Below are 19,286 nucleotides of genomic sequence, written 5' to 3'. Positions count from 1 at the left end.
GAATTGCCGAGCAAAGACAAGGGGAAGGGGACAGCAATGGATTTTCCGATCGAGACCGTCAGGGGAAGATTTCCGGCGCTGGACCTGACCGACAAAGGCCGCCGGCGCATCTATCTCGACAATCCGGCCGGCACGCAGGTGCCGCAAGCGGTTGCCGATGCGGTGGCGCGCTGCCTCTTGACCACCAACGCGAATCTCGGCGGCTATTTCGAAACGACGCTGGCCGCGCAAAAGGTCGTTGACGACGCGCATGCAGCGATGGCCGATTTCCTGGGCGCGGCGAGCGCTGACGAAATCATCATCGGCGCCAATATGACGACGCTGACCTATCATATGTCGCGCACGCTCGGCCGTGGCTTCAAGCCCGGCGACGAGATCATCGTCACCCGTATGGATCATGAGGGCAACGTCTCGCCCTGGTTGCAACTGGCCGAAGACCTTGGGCTCGTCGTGCGCTTCCTGCCTTTCGACGAGAAGAGCTGGCAGGTCGAGGAGGCGGCGCTCAGCGCTATGCTCACCGACAAGACGCGGCTTGTCGCCATGAACTATGCCTCGAACCTCACCGGCTCGATCAACCGGGTCAAGGCGCTGACGGCGATCGCCAAACAGGCCGGCGCGCTGGTCTATGTCGATGCCGTGCAGTTCGCGCCGCACGGGCTGGTCGATGTGCAGGGGCTCGGCTGCGATTTCCTGGTCTGCTCTGCCTACAAATTCTTCGGGCCGCATATGGGCATATTGTGGGGACGGCGCGATGTCATCGACGCGTTGCAACCCTACAAATGCCGCTGCTCATCCAACGGGCTGCCGGAGCGTTTCGAGCTCGGCACACCGCAGATCGAACTGATGGCCGGCCTCACGGCAGCAGTCGATTATTTCGCCGAACTGGGTGCCGCAGCCGGCGAGGGCGGGTCGCGGAGACGCAAGATTGCCAAGGCATTCGAAGTCGCGATCGCCTACGAAAACCCGCTGGCGCTAAGGCTGATCGATGGTCTCTCGGACATTGAGGGCCTGACCATCCGCGGCATAACCGATCCGAAGCGCGTTAGTGAGCGCGTGCCGACGGTTTCGTTTACGGTCGACGGCATCGTGCCGGAGACGATCGTGCGGCAGATGAATGCCGAAAACACCTTCCTGTGGTCGGGCCACAACTACGCCTGGGAGATCGTCCACCAACTCGGCATTCCGGCCGAGCAGGGCGTCGTTCGCATCGGCATTGCGCATTACAATACGGTAGCCGAGATCGACGAAACGCTGGAGAGCGTGCACCGGGTCATCGCCATGCTGAGGCAACAGCGCTAGTCAGTTACCGCTGTTTACCGCCGAAGCCTGTGAGAAAAGCGGTGAGATTGTCGCCGAGCGCATCGCAGAGATAGCCGCCTTCCTGGACGATCACTGTCGGCAGGCCGAGCTTTGCGATCGCCTCGCCAATGCGTGAGAAACCAGGCGTGGTCACCGACAGCCCGCCGAACGGATCGCCCTCGAACGCGTCCAGCCCCAGCGCCACGACCAGCGCGTCCGGCGAGAAGGCGCAGATACGCTGGAACGCCACGGCGAGTGCTTCCAGAAACACCGCGTCGGCGGATTTGCGCGGCAGTGGCAGGTTGAAATTGTAGCCGAGCCCCGGCCCTTCGCCGCGCTCGTCGGCATGGCCCCAGAAGAACGGATAGAATCGCACCGGATCGGCATGCAGCGACACGGTGAGCACGTCGGGCCGGGCATAGAAGATGCCTTGCGTGCCGTTGCCGTGATGCAGGTCGACATCGAGGATCGCTACCCGCGCTGCCTGCTTGCGCAACACTTGCGCCGCGACCGCCGAATTGTTGATGAAGCAGAAGCCGCCGGCGACATCGGCAAAGGCGTGGTGGCCGGGCGGCCGGCAGAGCGCATAGGCGGCAGGCGCGCCTGATATCACCGTCTCGGCGGCCTCGACCGCGCTCCAGGCGCTCCACAGCGCGCTCTGCCAGGTCTCGGCCGAGATCGGGCAGGCGGTGTCGGCCATGTGGTAGCCGGCTTGGCCGACCGCAGAGGCGGGATAGGACCCTGTGCGGGCAATAGGGTGGATATTGGGGATCACTTCCGCCGAAGCGCCTTCAATGCGCTGCCAGCGCGCAAAAATATGCTCAAGAAAGGCGAGATATTCAGGCGTGTGCACGGCCGCCACCGGGCCGAGCCCGTGATCCCTGGGCCGTTCGATCGTTAATCCGGCAGATTTTGCGCCGGCTAACAATCGCTCGGCGCGCTCCGGCTGTTCGGGGTTGGGTTGCGGCGCACCGCTGGACAAAAAAGCCTTCGGATCATGGCGTTTCTGCTCCTCGGCAAAGAAGGCTTTCATTCCGTCTCCCCATCCTGCGCTGCATCGGCAAAGGCGAAAAACGCCTCGCCGACGATCTTCTGCGTCTGCTCGTAATGCGCCCAGCCAATGCCGAGCTTCTCATAGAAGGCCTTGGCGCCATCATTGTCGGTGTCGACCGACAGCCTGAGATAGGCGCCACCATCCCTTCGGCAGCCGCGCGCGACCCGGCGCAGCAGCTTTTCACCGATTTTGCGGCCACGAAAGCGATCCTCGACATAGAGATCCTGGATATAGACGCCGGGCCGCCCCATCCAGGTCGAGAAGATCGGGAAAGAGATGCACAGCCCCGCAAATTCGCCGCCAATCTCGGCGATCAGGGTGGAAAAGGCGGGCTTGTCGCCAAAACCGTAGCTGCGGAGATCGTCGGCGGTGGACGTGATTTGCTGATGCTCGCCGATATGGGTGCCGAGCTTGAGCAGCGCGGCGTAGATGGTGTCGACGTCGTCGATGGTGCCGGGGCGGATAACGGTATCGCTGGTCTGGATTTTGTCCTGCATGGATCAGGCCGCGGATCCGGCTGAACCGTTCAGGAGATCGTCAAGTTCATCGATATTGTCTTCCGAAAAGACGTGAATGCCGTTCGCTTCCAGCAGCGCGGTGGTCGTGCCGCGACCGGCCACGCGTTTGCCGGAAAAACTGCCGTCATAGACGAAGCTTGAGCCGCAGGACGGGCTGCCATCGGTCAAAACCGCATAGCGACATCTCGTTTCCCGGGCGAGTTCGAGCGCAAGCGCCCCGGCTTCGAGATAGAGTGCGGTCACATCGTTTCCGGTCTGCTCGACCACCTGGCCTTGGCCGTGCAGCACAGCATCGCCTGCTCCGCGAATCTCTGCCGGAGGACGCGGCGTGGAGAAACCTGCGGCGACTTCCGGGCAGATTTGAACGAGCCGGCCTTCCGCCTGCCACCGCGTCAATACCGGATGGTTGTTGAGCCTGTAGGAGCCGTTATAGCGGACGTGGCTGCCAAGCAGGCAGGCTGAGACCAGAATCTTTTCCATATCAGCCTCCTTTTACCACGCGATCCCGTGCAAGCCCTAGAAGGCCACCCGGTCGCCACCCTTCAGCGCCAGCATTTCCCTTGCCTCCGCCGGCGTGGCGACGTCCAGCGACAGCCCGTCGAGAATGCCACGGATTCGGCGCACCTGGTCGGCGTTGGACTTCGCCAGCTGGCGGCCGTCGTAGAGACTGTCCTCCAACCCGACGCGGACATTGCCGCCCATCGCCGCCGCAATCGAGATCAGCGGCATCTGGTTGCGGCCGGCGGCGAGCACCGAGAACTGGTAGCTATCGCCGAATAGCTTGTCGGCGATGCGCTTCATATGGACGAGATTGTCGGGATCGGCGCCAATGCCGCCCAGAATGCCAAGCACGAATTGAATGAACAGCGGCCCCGACACCAGCCCGCGATCGCAAAAATGCGCCAGCGAATAGAGATGGCCAACATCGTAGCATTCGAACTCGAAGCGCGTGCCGCAGCCCTTGCCGAGTTTTTCGAGAACGCCTTCCATGTCGGCAAAAGTGTTCTTGAAGATTGTGTCGCGGGTGGCTTCGAGCAGTTTTGGCTCCCACTCGTGCTGCCATGCCCTTGGCTTGTCGAGCATCGGGAACAGCGCGAAATTCATCGAGCCCATGTTGAGCGAGCACATTTCCGGTTCGGCCCGCAGCGGTGCCGCCAGCCGCTGGTCGAGCGTCATCAGCGACGAGCCGCCGGTGGTGATATTGATCACCGCATCGGTTGCCTGCTTGATGCGCGGCAGGAACTGCATGAACACCTCAGGGTCGGCTGTCGGCCGGCCGTCCTTGGGGTCGCGGGCGTGCAGATGCAGGATCGAGGCGCCTGCTTCAGCCGCTGCGATGGCGTCGGTTGCAATCTGGTCCGGCGTCAGCGGCAGGTAGGGCGACATGGACGGCGTGTGCACCGAGCCGGTGATGGCGCAAGTGATGATGACTTTTCTCGGCGCCATCTTTTGTCCCCTCAGCCTTCGACCGGCAGGTCGAGCTCGGCGGCCAGAACTTCCAGTGAATCGCCAATGATGGAAATGATCTCGCCGACCTGTTCAGCCGTGACGATCATCGGCGGCGCGACCATGAAATTGTCGCCGTCGACGCCGCCTTTGACCCTGCGCCCGTAGATGATCAGCCCGCGTTCATAAGCGAGGTCGAGCAGGCGCTGGGTGGCCTTCTTGCCCTGTTCGATTGGCCGCAGCGTCTCGGGGTCGGCGACCATCTCGGCGCCGGTGAGCAGGCCCTTGCCGCGCACGTCGGCGATGAACGGAAAACGCTTTGCCAGCCCTTTCAGCCCGTCCATCAGCACATCGCCCATGGCGGCTGCCTTGGTAATCAGGTCGAGGCGATCCATCTCGCCAAGTACGGCAAGGCCGGCAGCGCAGGCGAGCGGATTGCCAGCATAGGTGTGGCCGTGCTGGAAGCCGCCCGACGCCAGCAGCGGCTCGACCAGCCGCATCGGTGCGGCCAGCGCGCCGAGCGGCGCATAGCCGGAGCCCAACCCCTTCGATAGCGCGACAATATCTGGCTTGCAGTTCCAGTGGTCGCCGCCAAGGAACTTTCCAGTGCGCCCAGCGCCACTCATCACTTCGTCATGGATGAGCAGGATGCCATAGCGGTCGCAGATCTCGCGGATGCGCGGGTAGTAGCTGTCCGGCGCCACCAGGGCCGAAGTCGCCGCACCGCCGATCGGTTCCATAATGAAGGCGAGCACGCTATCCGGGCTTTCGGCCTGGATTTTCTCCTCCAGCATGTCGGCGTAGCGCAGGCCGCGCTGTTCCATCGACAGGTTGTCGCGGTCGCGCCAGGCGGTCGGCGCCGGCACGGTCGGCATCACGCGCATCATCGGCGTGAAGGTCTCGGCCAGCGCGTCGTCGCCGGTGATCGAAAGCGAACCCAACGTGCCGCCATGATAGGAGGGAAAGCGCGTGATCACCTTCCAGCGCTTGGGCTGGCCGGTGGCGACCGCCCATTGCCGCGCCAGCTTGATGCAGGATTCGGTTGCCTCCGAACCGCCGGAGACGAAGAAGATGCGGTCCATGCCTTCAGGCAGTTTGCCCGCGAGTTTCCGCGCCAGCTCTTCCGCCGGCTCGTTCTCGAAATGCAGCCGGTAGGCGAAGGTGGCGCGGTCCATCTGCCGCTTCATGGCGTCGAGCACGTTGCGGTTGGAATGGCCGATATTGGCGACCATCGGCCCGCTCGATCCGTCGATGAAGCGGCGACCGTCCTGCGTCCAGATATGGATGCCCTCGGCGCGGTCGATCAGCGGCCGGCGCAGGCTGGAGAGGTAGAACAGATGCGAGGGCGCACGCGTTTCTGAACCGGCGGATGAGGGCTTCTGCATGTCAGGTCTTTCCGAGATAGCGATCGATTACATTTTTGGTCACGCGCTCGACCATCGGATCCTGCCTTAGCAGGCCGGCGACCCATTCGCAGCTTCCGGCGTGAAAGACCTCGCCCTTGCCGCGTCGGAAATTGACGATCATGCCATTGCCGCGTTTGACTTTGTCGAGATTGGCGTCGGTCGCTTCGCCAAACAGCGTCTCGGCGGTAAAGCGTCCATCCTCGTCGGTCAGGAACTGATCCTCGATCGGGATGTCGGCGCTTTCCTCGACCTGGCTTGCCATGCCGACAGCCAGCACCTGCAGACCGTCAGGCGCGCCGCTGTCCGGTGTCGGGTAGGGCAGGCCGCCGCGGATTTCGAAATCGAGCCCGTCGACCTCATAGCCGTAGACATGGCTGTCGGCGCCGAGCAGGTCGCCATAGTAGATGCCGGTGCCCGCAAAGGCCCAGTGCTCAGGCCGGTACACAGGGAAGCCGCGCACGCCGCGCGGCGCGCAGCCGCCCCAGCCGGCATAGACGCCCCTGGTTGCGTTTAGGCCGAAGGTCATTGCACCGGGACGGCCGATCTCCGGCGCTTCCCACGAGTTGGTGGCGCGGGTGACATCGCCGCTATAGGCGGGGTCTTCGGCACGCGCCCGGTATTTGTAGCAGACCTGCCGGCGGCCTTCGTCCTCCAGCCGGGTCTGCCACATGAAATTACCGGCAAAACGCGCAGCATGGCCGCCGCGCTCGACATAGGCGTCGACCGCATCGCGCATTTCCCAGGTCCAGTATTCGTCATGGCCGACGAAGACGACGCAGTCATAGCCGTCGAGGATTTCGGGCGAGAAGTGCAAATCGTGCTGGCTGGCCAGATCGACGCCACAGCCGGCGCGCTCGGCAAAGTGGAAGAAGTGGCTGTCATAGCTCGCCCAACCGGCGGACGTGTATTTCTTCGAATGACCCGTAGCGTACGCCCATTCCATATGGGGGTAGCGCGGCACGGTTTTGGGCGGCACCGCGACCTCCAGGGGCACACGCGGGGCGTCCTTGGGCAGCACGACGAAGCCGCGGCACCAAGGCCGCTGCGTCGACACCATGGGCGCATACTGGTCGCGCCCCGGGCCGGTGATGCCCTGATAGGCGTTGGAGCCGCCCCATGTGTTGTAGGACAGCCAGGTGCCAGTCGCCGCCACCTGCAGCACCCGGCGGGGTTTTCTGCCTGATATGGGCGCGACGATGATGAGGTGGTGGCAAAGGATAGGTTTGCCATCGCGGCCGTCCGCCGTGAGCGTCAGCCGATAGGCGCCGGACGGCCAGTCGTCGCCGACCCGGAATTCGAACGACGCCTCCCAGCCGCAGCCTTCGACCGAGCACTGGTCGGGCGTGTCCTGCCATCGTGCCGACAGGCCCGTTTGCTCGAAGACTTTTGTCTCGCTGCCGCCGTCGCGGACAATGACCATGCTGAAGCGTGGCGCCGTCGAGCTGACATGCAGCGTCACGGTTTCGCCGGCGCGGTAGGAAAAACGGCCCGAATAACACCAGATCTCACCGCGCTCGCCATCCATGCCCGGCCATTCGTAGTAATGGCCGCGCACCGCCTCGCGGCGCTGCTCGGGCGTCAATCCGAAATCGGGAAATTCGGTCGGCAGCTGGGTCATGGACACCGGAAAGGATCGAAGGCCGCCATTTCGGCCATCTGCCGGCCAAGCGTCAAATGGAAACGATCGGGCCAGCAATTGCTTAGCCGCTCTTGGCCGCACCCGGCAAACCGACTATCTCAGGCGAGGCGGCATTTTCCGCCTCGGGAGCCGGTATGCTGAGAGTGCAGAAGGTCAAGGTCGACGACATCTACGTGCCGACGGCGCGCAAGAAAACGCTGCATCCCGAAACGGTCCGGCATCTGGCCGAAGACATACTGGAAAACGGCATGAAGACGCCGATCCAGGTCCGCCATGACGGCAAGCGCCACATTCTGGTCGAAGGCCTGCATCGCCTGGAAGCCGCCAAATGGCTCGGCGAGACCGAAATCGACGCCTATCTGGTGCAAGCCAAGCGCCATTGAGGCGCAGTCTCCGACCCATCAACAACAGCCGGCCGATCATCGCTCCGCGGATTTTTTCGCGGGCATGTCGGCATGCGGCGTGCTCGCCCGTCCTTGGGCAGAAGCTGAGGAGACTGACATGTCCAGATCGACCCTTTTCGCCATTTTTGCCTCGGTTGCAGCGTTGTTCGCGGCACCCGGCCTGACCAATGCAGAGGAGACAAAGCCTGTCATGACGAGCGAGACCAACGCACTGCCGAAGCCCGAAAAATCCGGCCTGCTGCCGATCGACGGACTGAACTACTACTATGCCGTCTATGGCAAGGGCGAACCGCTGCTTCTTCTGCATGGCGGCCTCGGCACGTCCGACATGTTCGCGCCGCTGCTGCCGAAGCTGGCGGAGAACCGCACCATCATTGCCGTCGACCTGCAAGGCCATGGCCGCACCGCGCTGGGTGAGCGGCCGTTCACGCTGGAGGCAATGGGCGACGACATGGCCGCGATCGTCAAGGCGCTCGGCTACGACAAGGTCGACGTCATGGGCTATTCGCTGGGCGGCGGCGTTGCCTTCCGCATGGCGGTCCAGCATCCGGAAGCAGTTCGCCGGCTGGTGCTAGTTTCGACCGGCTTCGCCGCCAATGGCTTCTATGACGAGATGCGTCCGCAGCAGGCGCAAGTAAGTGCAGCGGCGGCCGATTTCATGAAGGACACGCCGATGTACAAATCCTACGTCGCCGTGGCGCCGCGTCCGGATGACTTCCCGAAACTGCTCGACGCGCTCGGCAACTTCATGCGCAAGGATTACGACTATTCGGCTGATGTCGCCAAGCTGAAGATGCCGGTCATGTTGGCTTACGGCGACAGCGATATGTACAAACCCGAGCACGAAATCAAGTTCTACCAGATGCTCGGCGGCGGGCTGAAAGATGCAGGCTGGATGCGCGAGAACCTGTCGCAGAACCGACTGGCCATCATTCCCAACCGCACCCACTACGACGTCTTCTTCGCGCCGGAACTGACGGCCGCGGCACTTCCCTTCCTCAATGGCGAAACCAAGGTGAAGACCTGGGACGAGATCGTCAGCGAAGCGAAATAGTTTGGTCTGAAATGCAGGCCGGCCGTCTCGAAAGAGGCGGCCGGTTTTTTGTGCCTGCGAGATTACGAAGCCTTGGCGCGGCGCGGCTCACGCAAATGCTTGATGCCGCTCATCTCGACGAAATTCGTCGCCGACTCCCAGAGATAATCGCCATAGAGAAACGGCTCGAACGGGGCGGCGCCGGCGAGCGGCAGCGGCGCGATCTCGGCATCGACGCGCGGTTCGTAAAAGAACGGGATCGAAAAGCGCGCCGTCTTCGGCGCGATCACCCGGTGCCGCGTTGCCCGCACACGGCCGCCGGTCCAGCGCTCGAGCAACTGGCCGAAATTGACCGCCAGCGTGCCGTCGGCGGGCGGCACGTCGATCCAGTCGCCGGCAAGGTTTTTTGCTTGCAGTCCCTCGACACCGTCCTGCGCCAGCAGCGTGACGAAGCCGGAATCGGCATGTTCGCGACCGATGATGGTGCGCGTCTCGCCCTTATGGACGATCGAAAACTCCGGCCCGCTCAGGTCGACGCCGCTGTTGGCGTCGCGCAAGGGATAGCGGATCAGCCGCAGCGTCGAGATGCCCCCGTCGAAATCGGCATCGAAGATGGTTTCCGGCAGGCCGAGCCCGCGCGCGATCGATCGCATCAGCGCGTTGCCGAGCGCCTCCATCGCCAGGTAGTAGTGTGCCGCAGCCGCGCGCCAGCCGGGCAACATCGCTTCGGAGGGCAAGGGCGTTGGCTCGCGCAACGGGTCATCAGTATCGTCGGCGCCGGCGGTTTGCGCATGCGCAATGTCCGGCCCCATGTCGATGCCTTCCTTGTAGGAGACGGCGGTCGGCTGCAGCGGGAACCAGCCGCGATAGACGTTCTTTTTCGTGCGGTCGAAATTCCAGCGGAGCAGCTTTGCCTTCTCGGCGTCGGACAAGGCGAAGATGTTGAGCAACTGCGCTCGTTTGTCCCGCGTCAGCCATTCATCACCCGGAAAATCCCGGATCGCCATGAAGCCGATGCCGGAGGCAGCAGCCAGGATCCGCGCGTCGGTGCGCTCGCGGCCGGGCGAGGGCGGCCCGAACAGATCCGCGACGGCAATGGTTTCGATATCCTGCGTCATGGTTTCCTCCCGGCCGACCCAGCCACAAGACAGGCGCGGCTGCCGGTTGGCTGTCAATCCTTCGCCGCTGCCTTGGGTTGGGCCAGCGGCAGGCCATCGGTCGTATCAGCGCAATCGATAGCGCCATCAGGGCTTTTCAATTGACCGAAAGCTGCCTGTCGTTACCTTCCAAGGACCTTCAGCGCGACGGGGTTCAGATGATGGCGAAATATCAGGGTGGGTGCCTGTGCGGGGCAGTGCGCTACGGCACCGAGGCGGAGCCGCTCAACCAGCGCGTCTGCCACTGCCGGCGCTGCCAGAAGGTGATCGGCGCGGCCTTCAACGCGCGTCTGCTGTTTCGCATCGACGATGTCACGGTCGAGGGGCAGGTGGCGACAGTCAACACCTCTCCGGACCTTCAGCGCGGCTTTTGCGCCGCTTGCGGCACGACGCTGTTTTCCCGGCGCGACTCCGCCGGGATTGTCGGCATCACCACCGGCTCGCTCGACGATCCCTCGCTGTTCAAGCCGGAAATGCATATGTGGACCGCCTCGAAGCAGCCGTGGCTGCGGCTCGATGACGGCCTGCCGCAACATGAAGGTGCACCGCCTCCGAACTGACGCCGACCTTACCGGAAATTAATCCCGAAAACACGACATAGCCGACAAAGCGTCATTGGCGGGCCATGATTGCCTGCCTATCTATCGGCTGCGGGCCCGGTATTCGAGGAGACGACCGATGAGCGACAGAATCAACACCCTGGACGAGCTTTTGAGCGATCCGATGGTCCTGCTCGTGATGGAGCGCGACCGCGTGCGCCCCGAACAGGTTCGCCTGCTCCTCGAACGAGCCCGTCGCCCTGCTGTCGACGCCGTGCCCCCCGCGCATGTGGTGGCCAAAACCTGCATGCAGCAATGGCTCGGCAGGTGAGGTTTTCCCTTCTCCCCTTGTGGGAGAAGGTGGCCGAGCGAAGCTCGGTCGGATGAGGGGTGTTCCAGAAAACGCCAACGCCTCATTCCTTCCAACACCCCTCAACCGTCTCGGCGCTGCGCGCCGATCCAACTTCTCCCACAAGGGGAGAAGGGAAACGGTCAAAATTATCCCTAACAACTTGATTCAAACTTTATTGGTAATTTATCGTTAGTAATCGAAGCCGGTTTGTCCGGCGGCGTCTGTTTGCCTTCGGTCTGTTGTGTTTTGCGTACAGGTCCAGATGCGGATTTCAGGCGTCGTCACTTTTGTGTTGGCATCGCTGTGCCTTGCCGGCTGCTCGTCCACGGCGGGCATCGACGACTTGCAGCCGTCGAATGAAACCACCAGTTCGGTCATGCGGCCAAGAGCGCCGGTTGCTGCGGCTCCGGTGGAGACCGCCGACCTTGAGCCGATGCGGTCCGATATGGTGGCCGACAACGCTGTGGCCGACAATGCGCCGCCCTTCTCCATGGTCGAGGAAGAAGAGGCCATTGTCGCGGACACGCCTCAGGGGAGCGCCGAGCCGCAGGTCGAGCCTGTGGCGTTGATGTCGCCGCCGAAGCGGCTGACGCGCGCGGCGCCCGCAATGCTGGCCTCTCCGGTTACACGCTACGGCTTTCGCGACGCCAAACCGATCAATTTCGGCAAGGCTTCGCCACGCTATCTCGCCGTGCATGGCGTCGACGTCTCGCGTTGGCAGGGCAACGTCAACTGGAGCAAGCTACGCGCCCAGGGCGCCAACTTCGCCTACATCAAGGCGACCGATGGCGGCGACCATCTCGATCCGATGTTCATGAAGAACTGGCGCAATGCCGACGCCGCCGGGCTGAAGCGCGGCGCCTATCATTTCTTCTACTGGTGCCGCACCGCCGGCGAGCAGGCCGACTGGTTCATCCGCAATGTGCCGAAGATGGATGGCGCGCTGCCGCCGGTGATCGATGTCGAATGGAACGGCGAATCCTCCTGCAAGCGGCGGCCGTCGCGCGCCACGGTGCTGGAGAAGATGCAGGTGTTCATGGACAAGCTCGAGCGCCATTACGGCCAGCGGCCCATCATCTACACCAGTCCCGATTTCTACCGCGACAATCTCAAGGGTGCATTTCTCGACTACCCGTTCTGGCTGCGCGCTGTGGCGCGGCATCCCTCAAAGGTCTATCCCGGCCGCAAATGGCTGTTCTGGCAGTATTCCGGCTCGGGCCTGTCGCATGGCGTAACCGGCCGCATCGACCTCAACGTCTTCCACGGCGATGAGCGCGCCTGGCGGGCATGGGCGGGCGGTCAGACAACCGTCGCCGACGCTAACTAAACGTCTGGCCGGTGACGGTGCGTAGGCGCCTGCACTGGCTGCCGCCGCGAAGCCTTGGCTTGAATTTTCAGCGTCTCGCTAACGATCCGCTCACTCTGTCCTTTAGCGGTATCGCAACAGCCTTCCGGTAACGTGCCCGTGATCGGGTTTTCGGAGGGGTCCATGCGCAATCCAATTGTGGCCATCGCTGTTGTCGCCGCCGTCGGCTACGGCTTTTTCAGCACGCTTGGGCATATGCCGGGCGGCAGTGGCGCCTCGCTGGCGGAGTCGAAGCAAAACGTCGTTTCCTATTCCACCGAGGACAAGGCGATGCAGGCCGCCAAGAACAGCGGCCGCTCGACCCTCAAGCGCTTCCACGAGTTGATGGACGCCGGCACGCCCGGCACCTATACGGTGAAATTCCCGCTGACCCAGAACGGCGCCACCGAGCATATCTGGCTGCAGCTGGTCGGTTATAGCGACGGCTCCTATATCGGCCTGCTCGCCGACGTGCCGGTCAACGGCAACAAGTACAAGATGGGTGACAGGATGACGGTGGCCGAAGCCGACGTCGAGGACTGGATGATCAAGAACGGCAAGGTGATCTACGGCGGCTACACCACACGTCAGGCACTTGCGGATATGCCGAAGGAGCAGGTCGCCAGGTATGGGCTGATCTTCAAGGATTGAGGATCTTCTTCCTTCTCCCCTTGTGGGAGAAGGTGGCCGAGCGAAGCTCGGTCGGATGAGGGGTGTTCCAGCTTGGCAAGGACGGCGATCCGTCACGCACCCCTCATCCGTCTCGGCGCTGCGCGCCGATCCACCTTCTCCCACAGGGGGAGAAGGGAGAGTCTAGCGCACCTCGCGTTCGCGTATCTCTGCCGTTTGCGCGAGCACCCAGTCGCGGAACACCTTGATCTTGGGCGTGTTGCGGCGGCTCTCCAGATGCACCAGCCAATAGCCGTCGCCATCGGATCCAACGACGTCAAAGGGCTGTATCAGCTGGCCCTTCTGCAGCAGGGCGCTGTAGAGGTTCTGGGTGAGGATTGCCGCGCCCTGATCGGTCAGTGCCGCCATCACATCGTAAGCCTGCGCGCCCAGCGCCGGACCGGCGATGACGCGATCGGGATCGAAGGGCACGCCGGCTGCCTCGAACCAGGTTTTCCACCAGGGATCGTCAGGGCCGCATAGCGCCACCTTGTAGAGATCCTCGGGATGGCGGACGCCGCCGACACTCTCGGCCAGTTCTGGGCTGAGCATTGGCGTATAATCCGCCTTGAACAGATAATGGGCTGTCAGACCTGGCCATTTTCCATTGCCGGTTCGAATGCCGATATCCATGTCCTCGCGGGTGAAATCGATCAGGCGGGACGATGTATCCACCTTAACGGCAAGGTCAGGATGCATCAGCTGAAATGTTCCAAGCCGCACCGCCAGCCAGTTCGACGCAAATGTTCCCATCGTCGTGACGGAAAGCACCCCGCTCGCTCCACCCTTGGTGGCGAGCCATGCATCCGCCAAGGCCGAGAACGCGCCGGTTGCGAGCGGCGCCAACTGTTGTCCGGCCTCCGTCAAGGCGATCTGCCTTGTTTTTCTTATGAAAAGCGGCGCTCCGGCGCGTTCTTCCAGCACCTTGATCTGATAGCTGGCGGCTGACTGGGTCATGCCGAGTTCTTCGGCCGCCTTGGTAAAACTGCCCAGTCGCGCCGCAGCTTCAAAGACCCTGATAGCCCCTAACGGCGGTAGCTCCCAACTCATGACGCATCAATCCTCCTGATGCATACTACGTGACGTTCGATTGGAAACCAAGACTGGAAAACGGCATGGTTTGTTCATCAGATCAAACCCTGGAGGATACGGCAATGACCACCATCGCTCTCTACAACACGCTTCGCCGCCCGGTGCTCGACCTCTTCACCGCTCCGTTCAGGCCCCGCAAGCGCGGCCTGCTCGATCGCCGTTCGGTGTCGGATCATTTCCTTAGGGATATCGGTATGCTTGATGGACGCGTGCCTCCCGGCACCATTCGCTAAGCAAGCTGTTTTGACCTGAAAAGATGCGAGGGAGGGAAAGATGACTGTGCTGTCCGAGGACCTGGCCAAGAACCGTCAAACGATCAACGCCTATGAAGATTATGCCGAACGCTACGACGCGCTGGTGCGGCACGTTCCGAACCAGAGAGAGCAGAAATGGCTCAAGCGCCTGGTGAAGATCGCCGGCAAAGGCGGCCGGATTCTGGAAGTCGGGTCGGGACCCGGATACGATGCGGATTTTGTCGAGGGGCTCGGCGTCAAGGTCCGGCGCACCGACGCAACAAAGCGCTTTCTTGAGCTGCAGGCCGCACGCGGCAAGCACGGTGAGTTTCTCGATCTGATCACCGACGATCTCGGCGGCCCCTATGACGCGGTGCTCGCTTTGTGTGTCCTGATCCATGTGCCGCGCGAGCAGACCGACCAGGTGCTTGCCAAGATAGCCGGATCGCTGCGGCCAGGCGGCGCCTTCCTCGTCTCGATGCGCATTGGCTATGGCGAGAAGAGCGGCGAATATCATACTGTCTACTGGCGCAGGGACGACTTCGCGGCCCGCCTCGAAAGCGCCGGGCTTGTCCTTGTCGGGGACGAGTTCAACGTTGGCCGCGATCGTGAGGAGTGGACCACCTTCCTGGCCGTGAGGCCCTCATGACCCGGCGCGGATTGCCAGGCAATCGCTGTCAGAAATAAGGCCTCAGATTCTCGCGAATACGGTCCAGCACCGCCTTTCCCGAGGTGTCGGCGGTGAAGGTCTTGCCGGTGATGGTTTCATAGGCCTGGGTATAGACCCGCGACGTCTGCTCGATCAGCTCGGCCGGGATTTTCGGAATGCGATCCGTGTAGGGATCGCAGCGCGCCGTCACCCAGGCGCGAATAAAATCCTTGTCGAAACTCTGCGGCCGCTCGCCAGCCTCGAAACGCTGCTTGTAGCTTTCCGCGAGCCAGTAGCGGCTGGAGTCGGGCGTATGGATTTCATCGGCAAGGATGATCTTCCCGTCGCGGTCCGTGCCGAATTCGTATTTCGTGTCGACCAGGATCAAGCCGCGTTTGGCGGCCAGCGCCTTGCCGCGCGCAAACAGCGCCAGCGCATAGCGTGAGACAGTGTCCCATTGCTCTTCCGACAACAGGCCGCGCGTCAGGATGTCGTCGCGCGTCAAGGGCTCGTCATGACCGCCATCGAGCGCCTTGCTGGTCGGTGTGATGATGGCCTGCGGCAGCTTCTCATTGTCGCGCAAGCCGTCCGGCAGGCGAATGCCGTACATATCGCGTTCGCCATTCTTGTATTTCGTCAGCACCGAAGTGCTGGTGGTGCCGGCGAGGTAGTCGCGAACGACGATTTCCACCGGCAGTATGTCGAGCCTGGTGCCGACAACGACATTGGGGTCGGGATAATCGAGCACATGGTTCGGGCAGATGTCTGCGGTTTCCTCGAACCAGTAGCGCGCCGTCTGGGTCAGCAGCTCGCCCTTGAGCGGGATTGCGGTCAGGATCACATCGAAGGCGCTCAGCCGGTCGGTGGCGATGATGATGCGGCGGCCATCCGGCAGATCGTAATTTTCGCGGACCTTGCCTTTGTAGTGGTTCGGGAGTTCCGGAATGAAGGCATCTGAAAGAACGCGCAGTGCTGTCATCCTGGTCTCGTGGCTCCTGACGGTTTGGGCCACTCTTAACAAAGTTGGCGGGGCTTCGATACCCGAGGAAGGGTGGTTCGGCTTTGCGAATAAACAAGACATTGCCGTCGCCGTGCTATCTATTTGAAGCTTCCGGCACTCCTGGGGGATTGGGGACGCGGTGGAACTGCAATTTCTGATCGTCGGGTTTTTCTGCGTGGTCGCGGCCGCGCTGTCGCTCATCACGTTCGTCAAATGGCGCGAGGTGCAGGCGATGAGCCACTGGCTGCCGACGCCGGGCAAGATCATCTCGTCGCGCGTCGAGGCGCGCAAGGTGAAGGTCTCGGGCGTCGGCGCCGACAGCGAGAAGGTCACCGAAATCCGGAATTTTCCCGCCATCACCTTCGAATACAGGGTGGCCGGCAAGAAATATCGCGGCTCGCGTTACAGCGTGAAGGAAAATCTCGGCAATTTCGAAGTCGATGAAACCCTGGCGCAGTTTCCGACAGGCGCCGAGGTGACGGTGTTTTATAACCCGGCCGACCCCAGCAAGGCGGTGATCGAGCGCACCTTGCCGGACGGCGCCTTCAAATTCATGGTCAAGCTGTCTGCGGGGCTGGTGATCGGTTCCGCGGTGTTGGTGTTTTCCACCGGTGGTGTTCTGGAGGCGATCAGGCCGTTCCTGCACAAGCCGGAAAAACTCGGCATCGCGATGATTCTGTTTTTCATGGGCCTGTTCATCCTGCTCATGGGAATAGCCCATAAGGTGCTTGCAAGGCGGGCGACAAAATGGCCGGTTGCCGCCGGCCGCATCGATGCTTCGGGACTTGAGACGATCGGGATCGATGCCGGCTACCAACGCTGGCGCCGCGCCTTTCGGTCTCGCATCGTCTACAGCTATGAGGTTGCCGGTCGGCGCTACATTTCCAGCCGCGTCACCTTCGGCGCCGCTGTCGCCGCTTCGCTGGCCGCCCTGGTTCGGGGCCAGTCGCAACGCTACGCCGAAGGCAGCAAGGTCGACGTCCACTACGACCCCGCCAACCCGGCCTCATCGGTGCTCGAATGCCGGGTGCGCGGGCTCTGGCTGCTGTGGGCCTGTTCGGCTGGCTTTATTGGTGCTGCGGCCTGGCTGGTCGGGCTCGTGCCTTCACTTTGACAGGATGCAGCGATGAATAGCGCCATGAGATCGATTGTCTGGACGGGCGCGTTGTTTGCATCCGCTGCGATATCTGCAGCTGCACATGCGGACGAGCCGGCGCCGTCGCGTCCGCCGATCGACAAATGCATCTGGGAAAAGCTGGCCGACAAGACTATCGGGCTGGCCGCCTGGGCGCAGCGCTGCGATTTCGGCTTCCGCCATATCCATTTCGAATTCGGCGGCAACGCTCTCGCCATCAAATACAGCGATGGCGGCGCGCCCGATCCTCTGGTCGAGGTCTTCGACATCAAATCAGGCGAAACCGCCGAGGCCGCAGTGCTTCGCCTGTTGCTGGATAAGACCGACAAGGCCGTCAGCGCCCGCTGCGTGCTGGCGCCCTACACCGAGGGCACCGTGCCCGCCGGCGTCAAACGCTACACATTCAGCCCCGACGCCGCCTACGCCAAAGAGCTGAAGGCGCTGGCCAATGACGACGTTCCCGAGCCACCCTGCGGCGACTGGGGCGAAATGCCCGACGGCATCCAGTATTTCGAAGTACCGGCGGGTGAGGGGTTGAAGGTGCTGTTCGTGCGGGTGGGTCAGGACGAGCCGTTGTTTGACGAGCAAACGCTGCGCGTGCAGTAGGCGCTACGCCGATCCTAAATGTTGGAATAGCTCAATCTGAACCGGGTTAGCCTCATCCGGCTTGGAGTTATTGTCGATGATCTTCAGGATTTCCTCCCGAGATCTAGCCAAACGGAAGAGTCGATAGTTTGCAACTTTTTGATTCCGCTCGACAAAAGTCCTTAGGATGCTGCTCGCCTTCTCAATCAAGCCAATAGCTATTGTCGTCTCTGACAACGGAATGGAAGCTCGACGCATGAGTTCACCGATGACGAATAGCAAATGAAAATGGCCTTCGATCAGCCATGATTCCTCAAAGGAATTTCGAGTAACCGATGCCTGCCAGGCTAGGATTTCTTTTCTGCGGCGCTCGATCACGGAATAACATTCGTGCGCCGCGATAATTATCTCGGGCGTTACTGCGTGAGGATTGAATGCCTCCTCATATAGGTCGCCAAATATATCGTTCGAGTTAGTTTTGCTCTTTGTCGGCTCGCCGCAAAGGTACGCCAGGACGAGTTGGCCTGCTCTCGCCGCATCGATCATCCTCATTCCTGGACGAGGTGCGTTCTCTCCGCGCTTCCTAACATAGAAATAGTTGTGGGGCCGGAGACACTCGACAAGTTGGCGCTGTATGTTGTCGTTTGCTCTCAAGTCGCGATTTAAGATGCGGCTCTGCGTGTTGCTTGCGAGGGCAACCCGCTCGATAAATGTACTATCGTTCGTTTCGATGATTTTCACATGAACATAGCCGTTGTCTAGGTCGGCCATGGTTCCGGTCGAAACCGCATGAATGACAGTCGCGGTTTGGCAGCCATTCACGATCTGAGGGTTTACCATCGTTATAGGGTGTCGGCCATTCGCTACTGAAACTATCTGTTCGCACACGATTGTAAGACCGGAGTTCAAGAACCAAAAATCGCTTGCCTGCCCGGACAGTAACGTTTCGCGGATTTCCCTGTTGACCTCATTGTCCAAGCCAAGGAAATATCGAACGTTTTGCCAGATTAATCGCTCATCGAATGTTTGATTTTCTGCGCTGAGAAACTGAGTCAGTTCCTTCAACGAGACCTTCAGCATGACAGCCCGCTTGTTGGCCTCTTTTACGCTGAACGCGGCATCATCTGACGGAACAATCTTCTTTCTGAACCGAGGCTTAGTGGCCTTTACGACACCATGAGATAGCTCGAACAATCCATATTCGAACAGCGCAATTTCGTGACGGCTCAGAGCGTCAACTAGTCGGTTGTGAGCATCTTTTTGAAGGGTGGCCTGGTTTGAAAAGAGATGAACCGAAATCCGATAGCTCTCTTCCGCAAAAATATCCCATATTTCCCTAACTTTTGCAGCTAGAGGGCCGTTGCATGTTTTAAGCATATCCTCGCGATTAAGAACGAGGTCTTCAACAAAAGAGATTATTTTATCAATTTCGTCGCCGGGGAAATTCTTCCGAGAATTCTTATACGAGACAACCGTCTTGCATGACCCGATATTTATTACGCGATTATCGTGATCAATATAGACAATATCGATGCCGCGGTCATCAAAGCCGTCGACGATATACTCGTCGACTTCTGGTTGAGGTAGTCCAAAGACAGTTTCTAAAGCAAGTCTGGTAAATGCATCGCTGCGCGAGACGCTGACGCTCTCACGTTCCCGTATGCCGCTTTCAACGACGCCGAAATCTAGGATTGTCGGCGTCGTTGCATTTACGACTTTTGGGCTCAATCA

General features: G+C 61.3%; 22 protein-coding genes. 11 read left to right on the top strand and 11 right to left on the bottom strand.

What is annotated here, in order from left to right; all coding sequences use genetic code 11:
- Positions 1 to 36 precede the first annotated feature (36 nt).
- Positions 37 to 1,299 carry a cysteine desulfurase-like protein gene (locus tag H0241_RS09705; RefSeq protein ID WP_181057194.1) on the top strand — a complete coding sequence of 421 codons (1,263 nt, stop codon included), beginning with the start codon at positions 37 to 39 and terminating at the stop codon, positions 1,297 to 1,299.
- Between the two features lie 4 nt (positions 1,300 to 1,303).
- On the opposite strand, the gene H0241_RS09700 is transcribed toward H0241_RS09705, so the two are convergent.
- Genes H0241_RS09700 through H0241_RS09675 form a run of 6 tightly spaced genes read right to left on the bottom strand, consistent with a single transcriptional unit; the run spans position 1,304 to position 7,341 of the window.
- Positions 1,304 to 2,332, bottom strand: a complete 1,029-nt coding sequence (locus H0241_RS09700; protein WP_181057193.1) for a histone deacetylase family protein — start codon at positions 2,330 to 2,332, stop codon at positions 1,304 to 1,306.
- Entirely contained in the window at positions 2,329 to 2,850 is a 522-nt protein-coding gene (locus H0241_RS09695; protein WP_181057192.1) for a GNAT family N-acetyltransferase, read from the bottom strand. Before H0241_RS09695 ends, H0241_RS09700 begins: the two co-directional genes overlap by 4 nt.
- Positions 2,851 to 2,853: 3 nt before the next feature.
- Positions 2,854 to 3,351 carry a DUF523 domain-containing protein gene (locus H0241_RS09690; RefSeq protein WP_181057191.1) on the bottom strand — a complete coding sequence of 166 codons (498 nt, stop codon included), beginning with the start codon at positions 3,349 to 3,351 and terminating at the stop codon, positions 2,854 to 2,856.
- Positions 3,352 to 3,387: 36 nt separating this feature from the next.
- Positions 3,388 to 4,317, bottom strand: a complete 930-nt coding sequence (locus H0241_RS09685) for a BKACE family enzyme (RefSeq protein WP_181057190.1) — start codon at positions 4,315 to 4,317, stop codon at positions 3,388 to 3,390.
- An 11-nt stretch (positions 4,318 to 4,328) separates the two neighbouring features.
- Positions 4,329 to 5,702, bottom strand: coding sequence for an aminotransferase family protein (locus H0241_RS09680; protein ID WP_181057189.1), 1,374 nt, complete (start codon positions 5,700 to 5,702; stop codon positions 4,329 to 4,331).
- 1 nt (position 5,703) lies between these two features.
- A complete protein-coding gene (locus H0241_RS09675) occupies positions 5,704 to 7,341 on the bottom strand; it encodes a N,N-dimethylformamidase beta subunit family domain-containing protein (RefSeq protein WP_181057188.1) in 1,638 nt (545 codons plus the stop codon).
- A 155-nt stretch (positions 7,342 to 7,496) separates the two neighbouring features.
- On the opposite strand from H0241_RS09675, the gene H0241_RS09670 reads away from it, so the two are divergent.
- Positions 7,497 to 7,745: a ParB N-terminal domain-containing protein gene (locus H0241_RS09670; protein WP_008875526.1), complete on the top strand. Its 249-nt coding sequence runs from the start codon at positions 7,497 to 7,499 to the stop codon at positions 7,743 to 7,745.
- A gap of 118 nt (positions 7,746 to 7,863) precedes the next feature.
- On the top strand, positions 7,864 to 8,820 hold the full coding sequence (locus H0241_RS09665; RefSeq protein WP_181057187.1) for an alpha/beta fold hydrolase: 957 nt from the start codon (positions 7,864 to 7,866) through the stop codon (positions 8,818 to 8,820).
- A 62-nt stretch (positions 8,821 to 8,882) separates the two neighbouring features.
- On the opposite strand, the gene H0241_RS09660 is transcribed toward H0241_RS09665, so the two are convergent.
- Entirely contained in the window at positions 8,883 to 9,917 is a 1,035-nt protein-coding gene (locus tag H0241_RS09660) for an isopenicillin N synthase family dioxygenase (protein WP_181057186.1), read from the bottom strand.
- A gap of 200 nt (positions 9,918 to 10,117) precedes the next feature.
- Here H0241_RS09660 and H0241_RS09655 point away from each other — a divergent pair, with 200 nt between their 5' ends.
- Both H0241_RS09655 and H0241_RS09650 read left to right on the top strand, forming a co-directional pair.
- On the top strand, positions 10,118 to 10,516 hold the full coding sequence (locus H0241_RS09655; protein ID WP_181057288.1) for a GFA family protein: 399 nt from the start codon (positions 10,118 to 10,120) through the stop codon (positions 10,514 to 10,516).
- A 118-nt stretch (positions 10,517 to 10,634) separates the two neighbouring features.
- On the top strand, positions 10,635 to 10,826 hold the full coding sequence (locus H0241_RS09650) for a hypothetical protein (RefSeq protein ID WP_181057185.1): 192 nt from the start codon (positions 10,635 to 10,637) through the stop codon (positions 10,824 to 10,826).
- A 210-nt stretch (positions 10,827 to 11,036) separates the two neighbouring features.
- Here the strand turns inward: H0241_RS09650 and H0241_RS35600 are convergent, their stop codons facing one another.
- Positions 11,037 to 11,225 (bottom strand): hypothetical protein, encoded by a 189-nt coding sequence (locus H0241_RS35600; RefSeq protein WP_235984198.1) that lies wholly within the window; start codon positions 11,223 to 11,225, stop codon positions 11,037 to 11,039.
- Here H0241_RS35600 and H0241_RS09645 point away from each other — a divergent pair.
- Complete coding sequence (locus H0241_RS09645) at positions 11,137 to 12,174, top strand: glycoside hydrolase family 25 protein (protein WP_407941736.1); 1,038 nt, start codon at positions 11,137 to 11,139, stop codon at positions 12,172 to 12,174. The genes H0241_RS35600 and H0241_RS09645 overlap by 89 nt on opposite strands.
- A 162-nt stretch (positions 12,175 to 12,336) precedes the next feature.
- The gene (locus H0241_RS09640; protein WP_181057183.1) at positions 12,337 to 12,843 is read left to right on the top strand and encodes a DUF2314 domain-containing protein; all 507 of its coding nucleotides are present in this window, start codon (positions 12,337 to 12,339) and stop codon (positions 12,841 to 12,843) included.
- A 162-nt stretch (positions 12,844 to 13,005) separates the two neighbouring features.
- Here the strand turns inward: H0241_RS09640 and H0241_RS09635 are convergent, their stop codons facing one another.
- On the bottom strand, positions 13,006 to 13,911 hold the full coding sequence (locus H0241_RS09635; protein ID WP_181057182.1) for a LysR substrate-binding domain-containing protein: 906 nt from the start codon (positions 13,909 to 13,911) through the stop codon (positions 13,006 to 13,008).
- A 104-nt stretch (positions 13,912 to 14,015) separates the two neighbouring features.
- On the opposite strand from H0241_RS09635, the gene H0241_RS09630 reads away from it, so the two are divergent.
- Complete coding sequence (locus H0241_RS09630) at positions 14,016 to 14,186, top strand: hypothetical protein (protein WP_181057181.1); 171 nt, start codon at positions 14,016 to 14,018, stop codon at positions 14,184 to 14,186.
- A 40-nt stretch (positions 14,187 to 14,226) separates the two neighbouring features.
- Positions 14,227 to 14,835, top strand: a complete 609-nt coding sequence (locus tag H0241_RS09625) for a class I SAM-dependent DNA methyltransferase (RefSeq protein WP_181057180.1) — start codon at positions 14,227 to 14,229, stop codon at positions 14,833 to 14,835.
- 28 nt (positions 14,836 to 14,863) lie between these two features.
- On the opposite strand, the gene H0241_RS09620 is transcribed toward H0241_RS09625, so the two are convergent.
- Entirely contained in the window at positions 14,864 to 15,805 is a 942-nt protein-coding gene (locus tag H0241_RS09620; RefSeq protein WP_181057287.1) for a phosphoribosylaminoimidazolesuccinocarboxamide synthase, read from the bottom strand.
- Positions 15,806 to 15,974: 169 nt separating this feature from the next.
- Here H0241_RS09620 and H0241_RS09615 point away from each other — a divergent pair, with 169 nt between their 5' ends.
- On the top strand, positions 15,975 to 16,949 hold the full coding sequence (locus H0241_RS09615; protein ID WP_328824643.1) for a DUF3592 domain-containing protein: 975 nt from the start codon (positions 15,975 to 15,977) through the stop codon (positions 16,947 to 16,949).
- A gap of 24 nt (positions 16,950 to 16,973) precedes the next feature.
- Complete coding sequence (locus H0241_RS09610; RefSeq protein ID WP_235984196.1) at positions 16,974 to 17,576, top strand: hypothetical protein; 603 nt, start codon at positions 16,974 to 16,976, stop codon at positions 17,574 to 17,576.
- 3 nt (positions 17,577 to 17,579) lie between these two features.
- Here the strand turns inward: H0241_RS09610 and H0241_RS09605 are convergent, their stop codons facing one another.
- Complete coding sequence (locus H0241_RS09605) at positions 17,580 to 19,283, bottom strand: AIPR family protein (protein WP_181057178.1); 1,704 nt, start codon at positions 19,281 to 19,283, stop codon at positions 17,580 to 17,582.
- Positions 19,284 to 19,286: the final 3 nt, after the last annotated feature.

The organism is Mesorhizobium neociceri (assembly GCF_013520985.1).
GTDB lineage: Bacteria > Pseudomonadota > Alphaproteobacteria > Rhizobiales > Rhizobiaceae > Mesorhizobium > Mesorhizobium neociceri.
The sequence above is the reverse complement of the archived record's forward strand: the minus strand, read 5'-3'. Positions and strand labels throughout refer to the sequence as shown.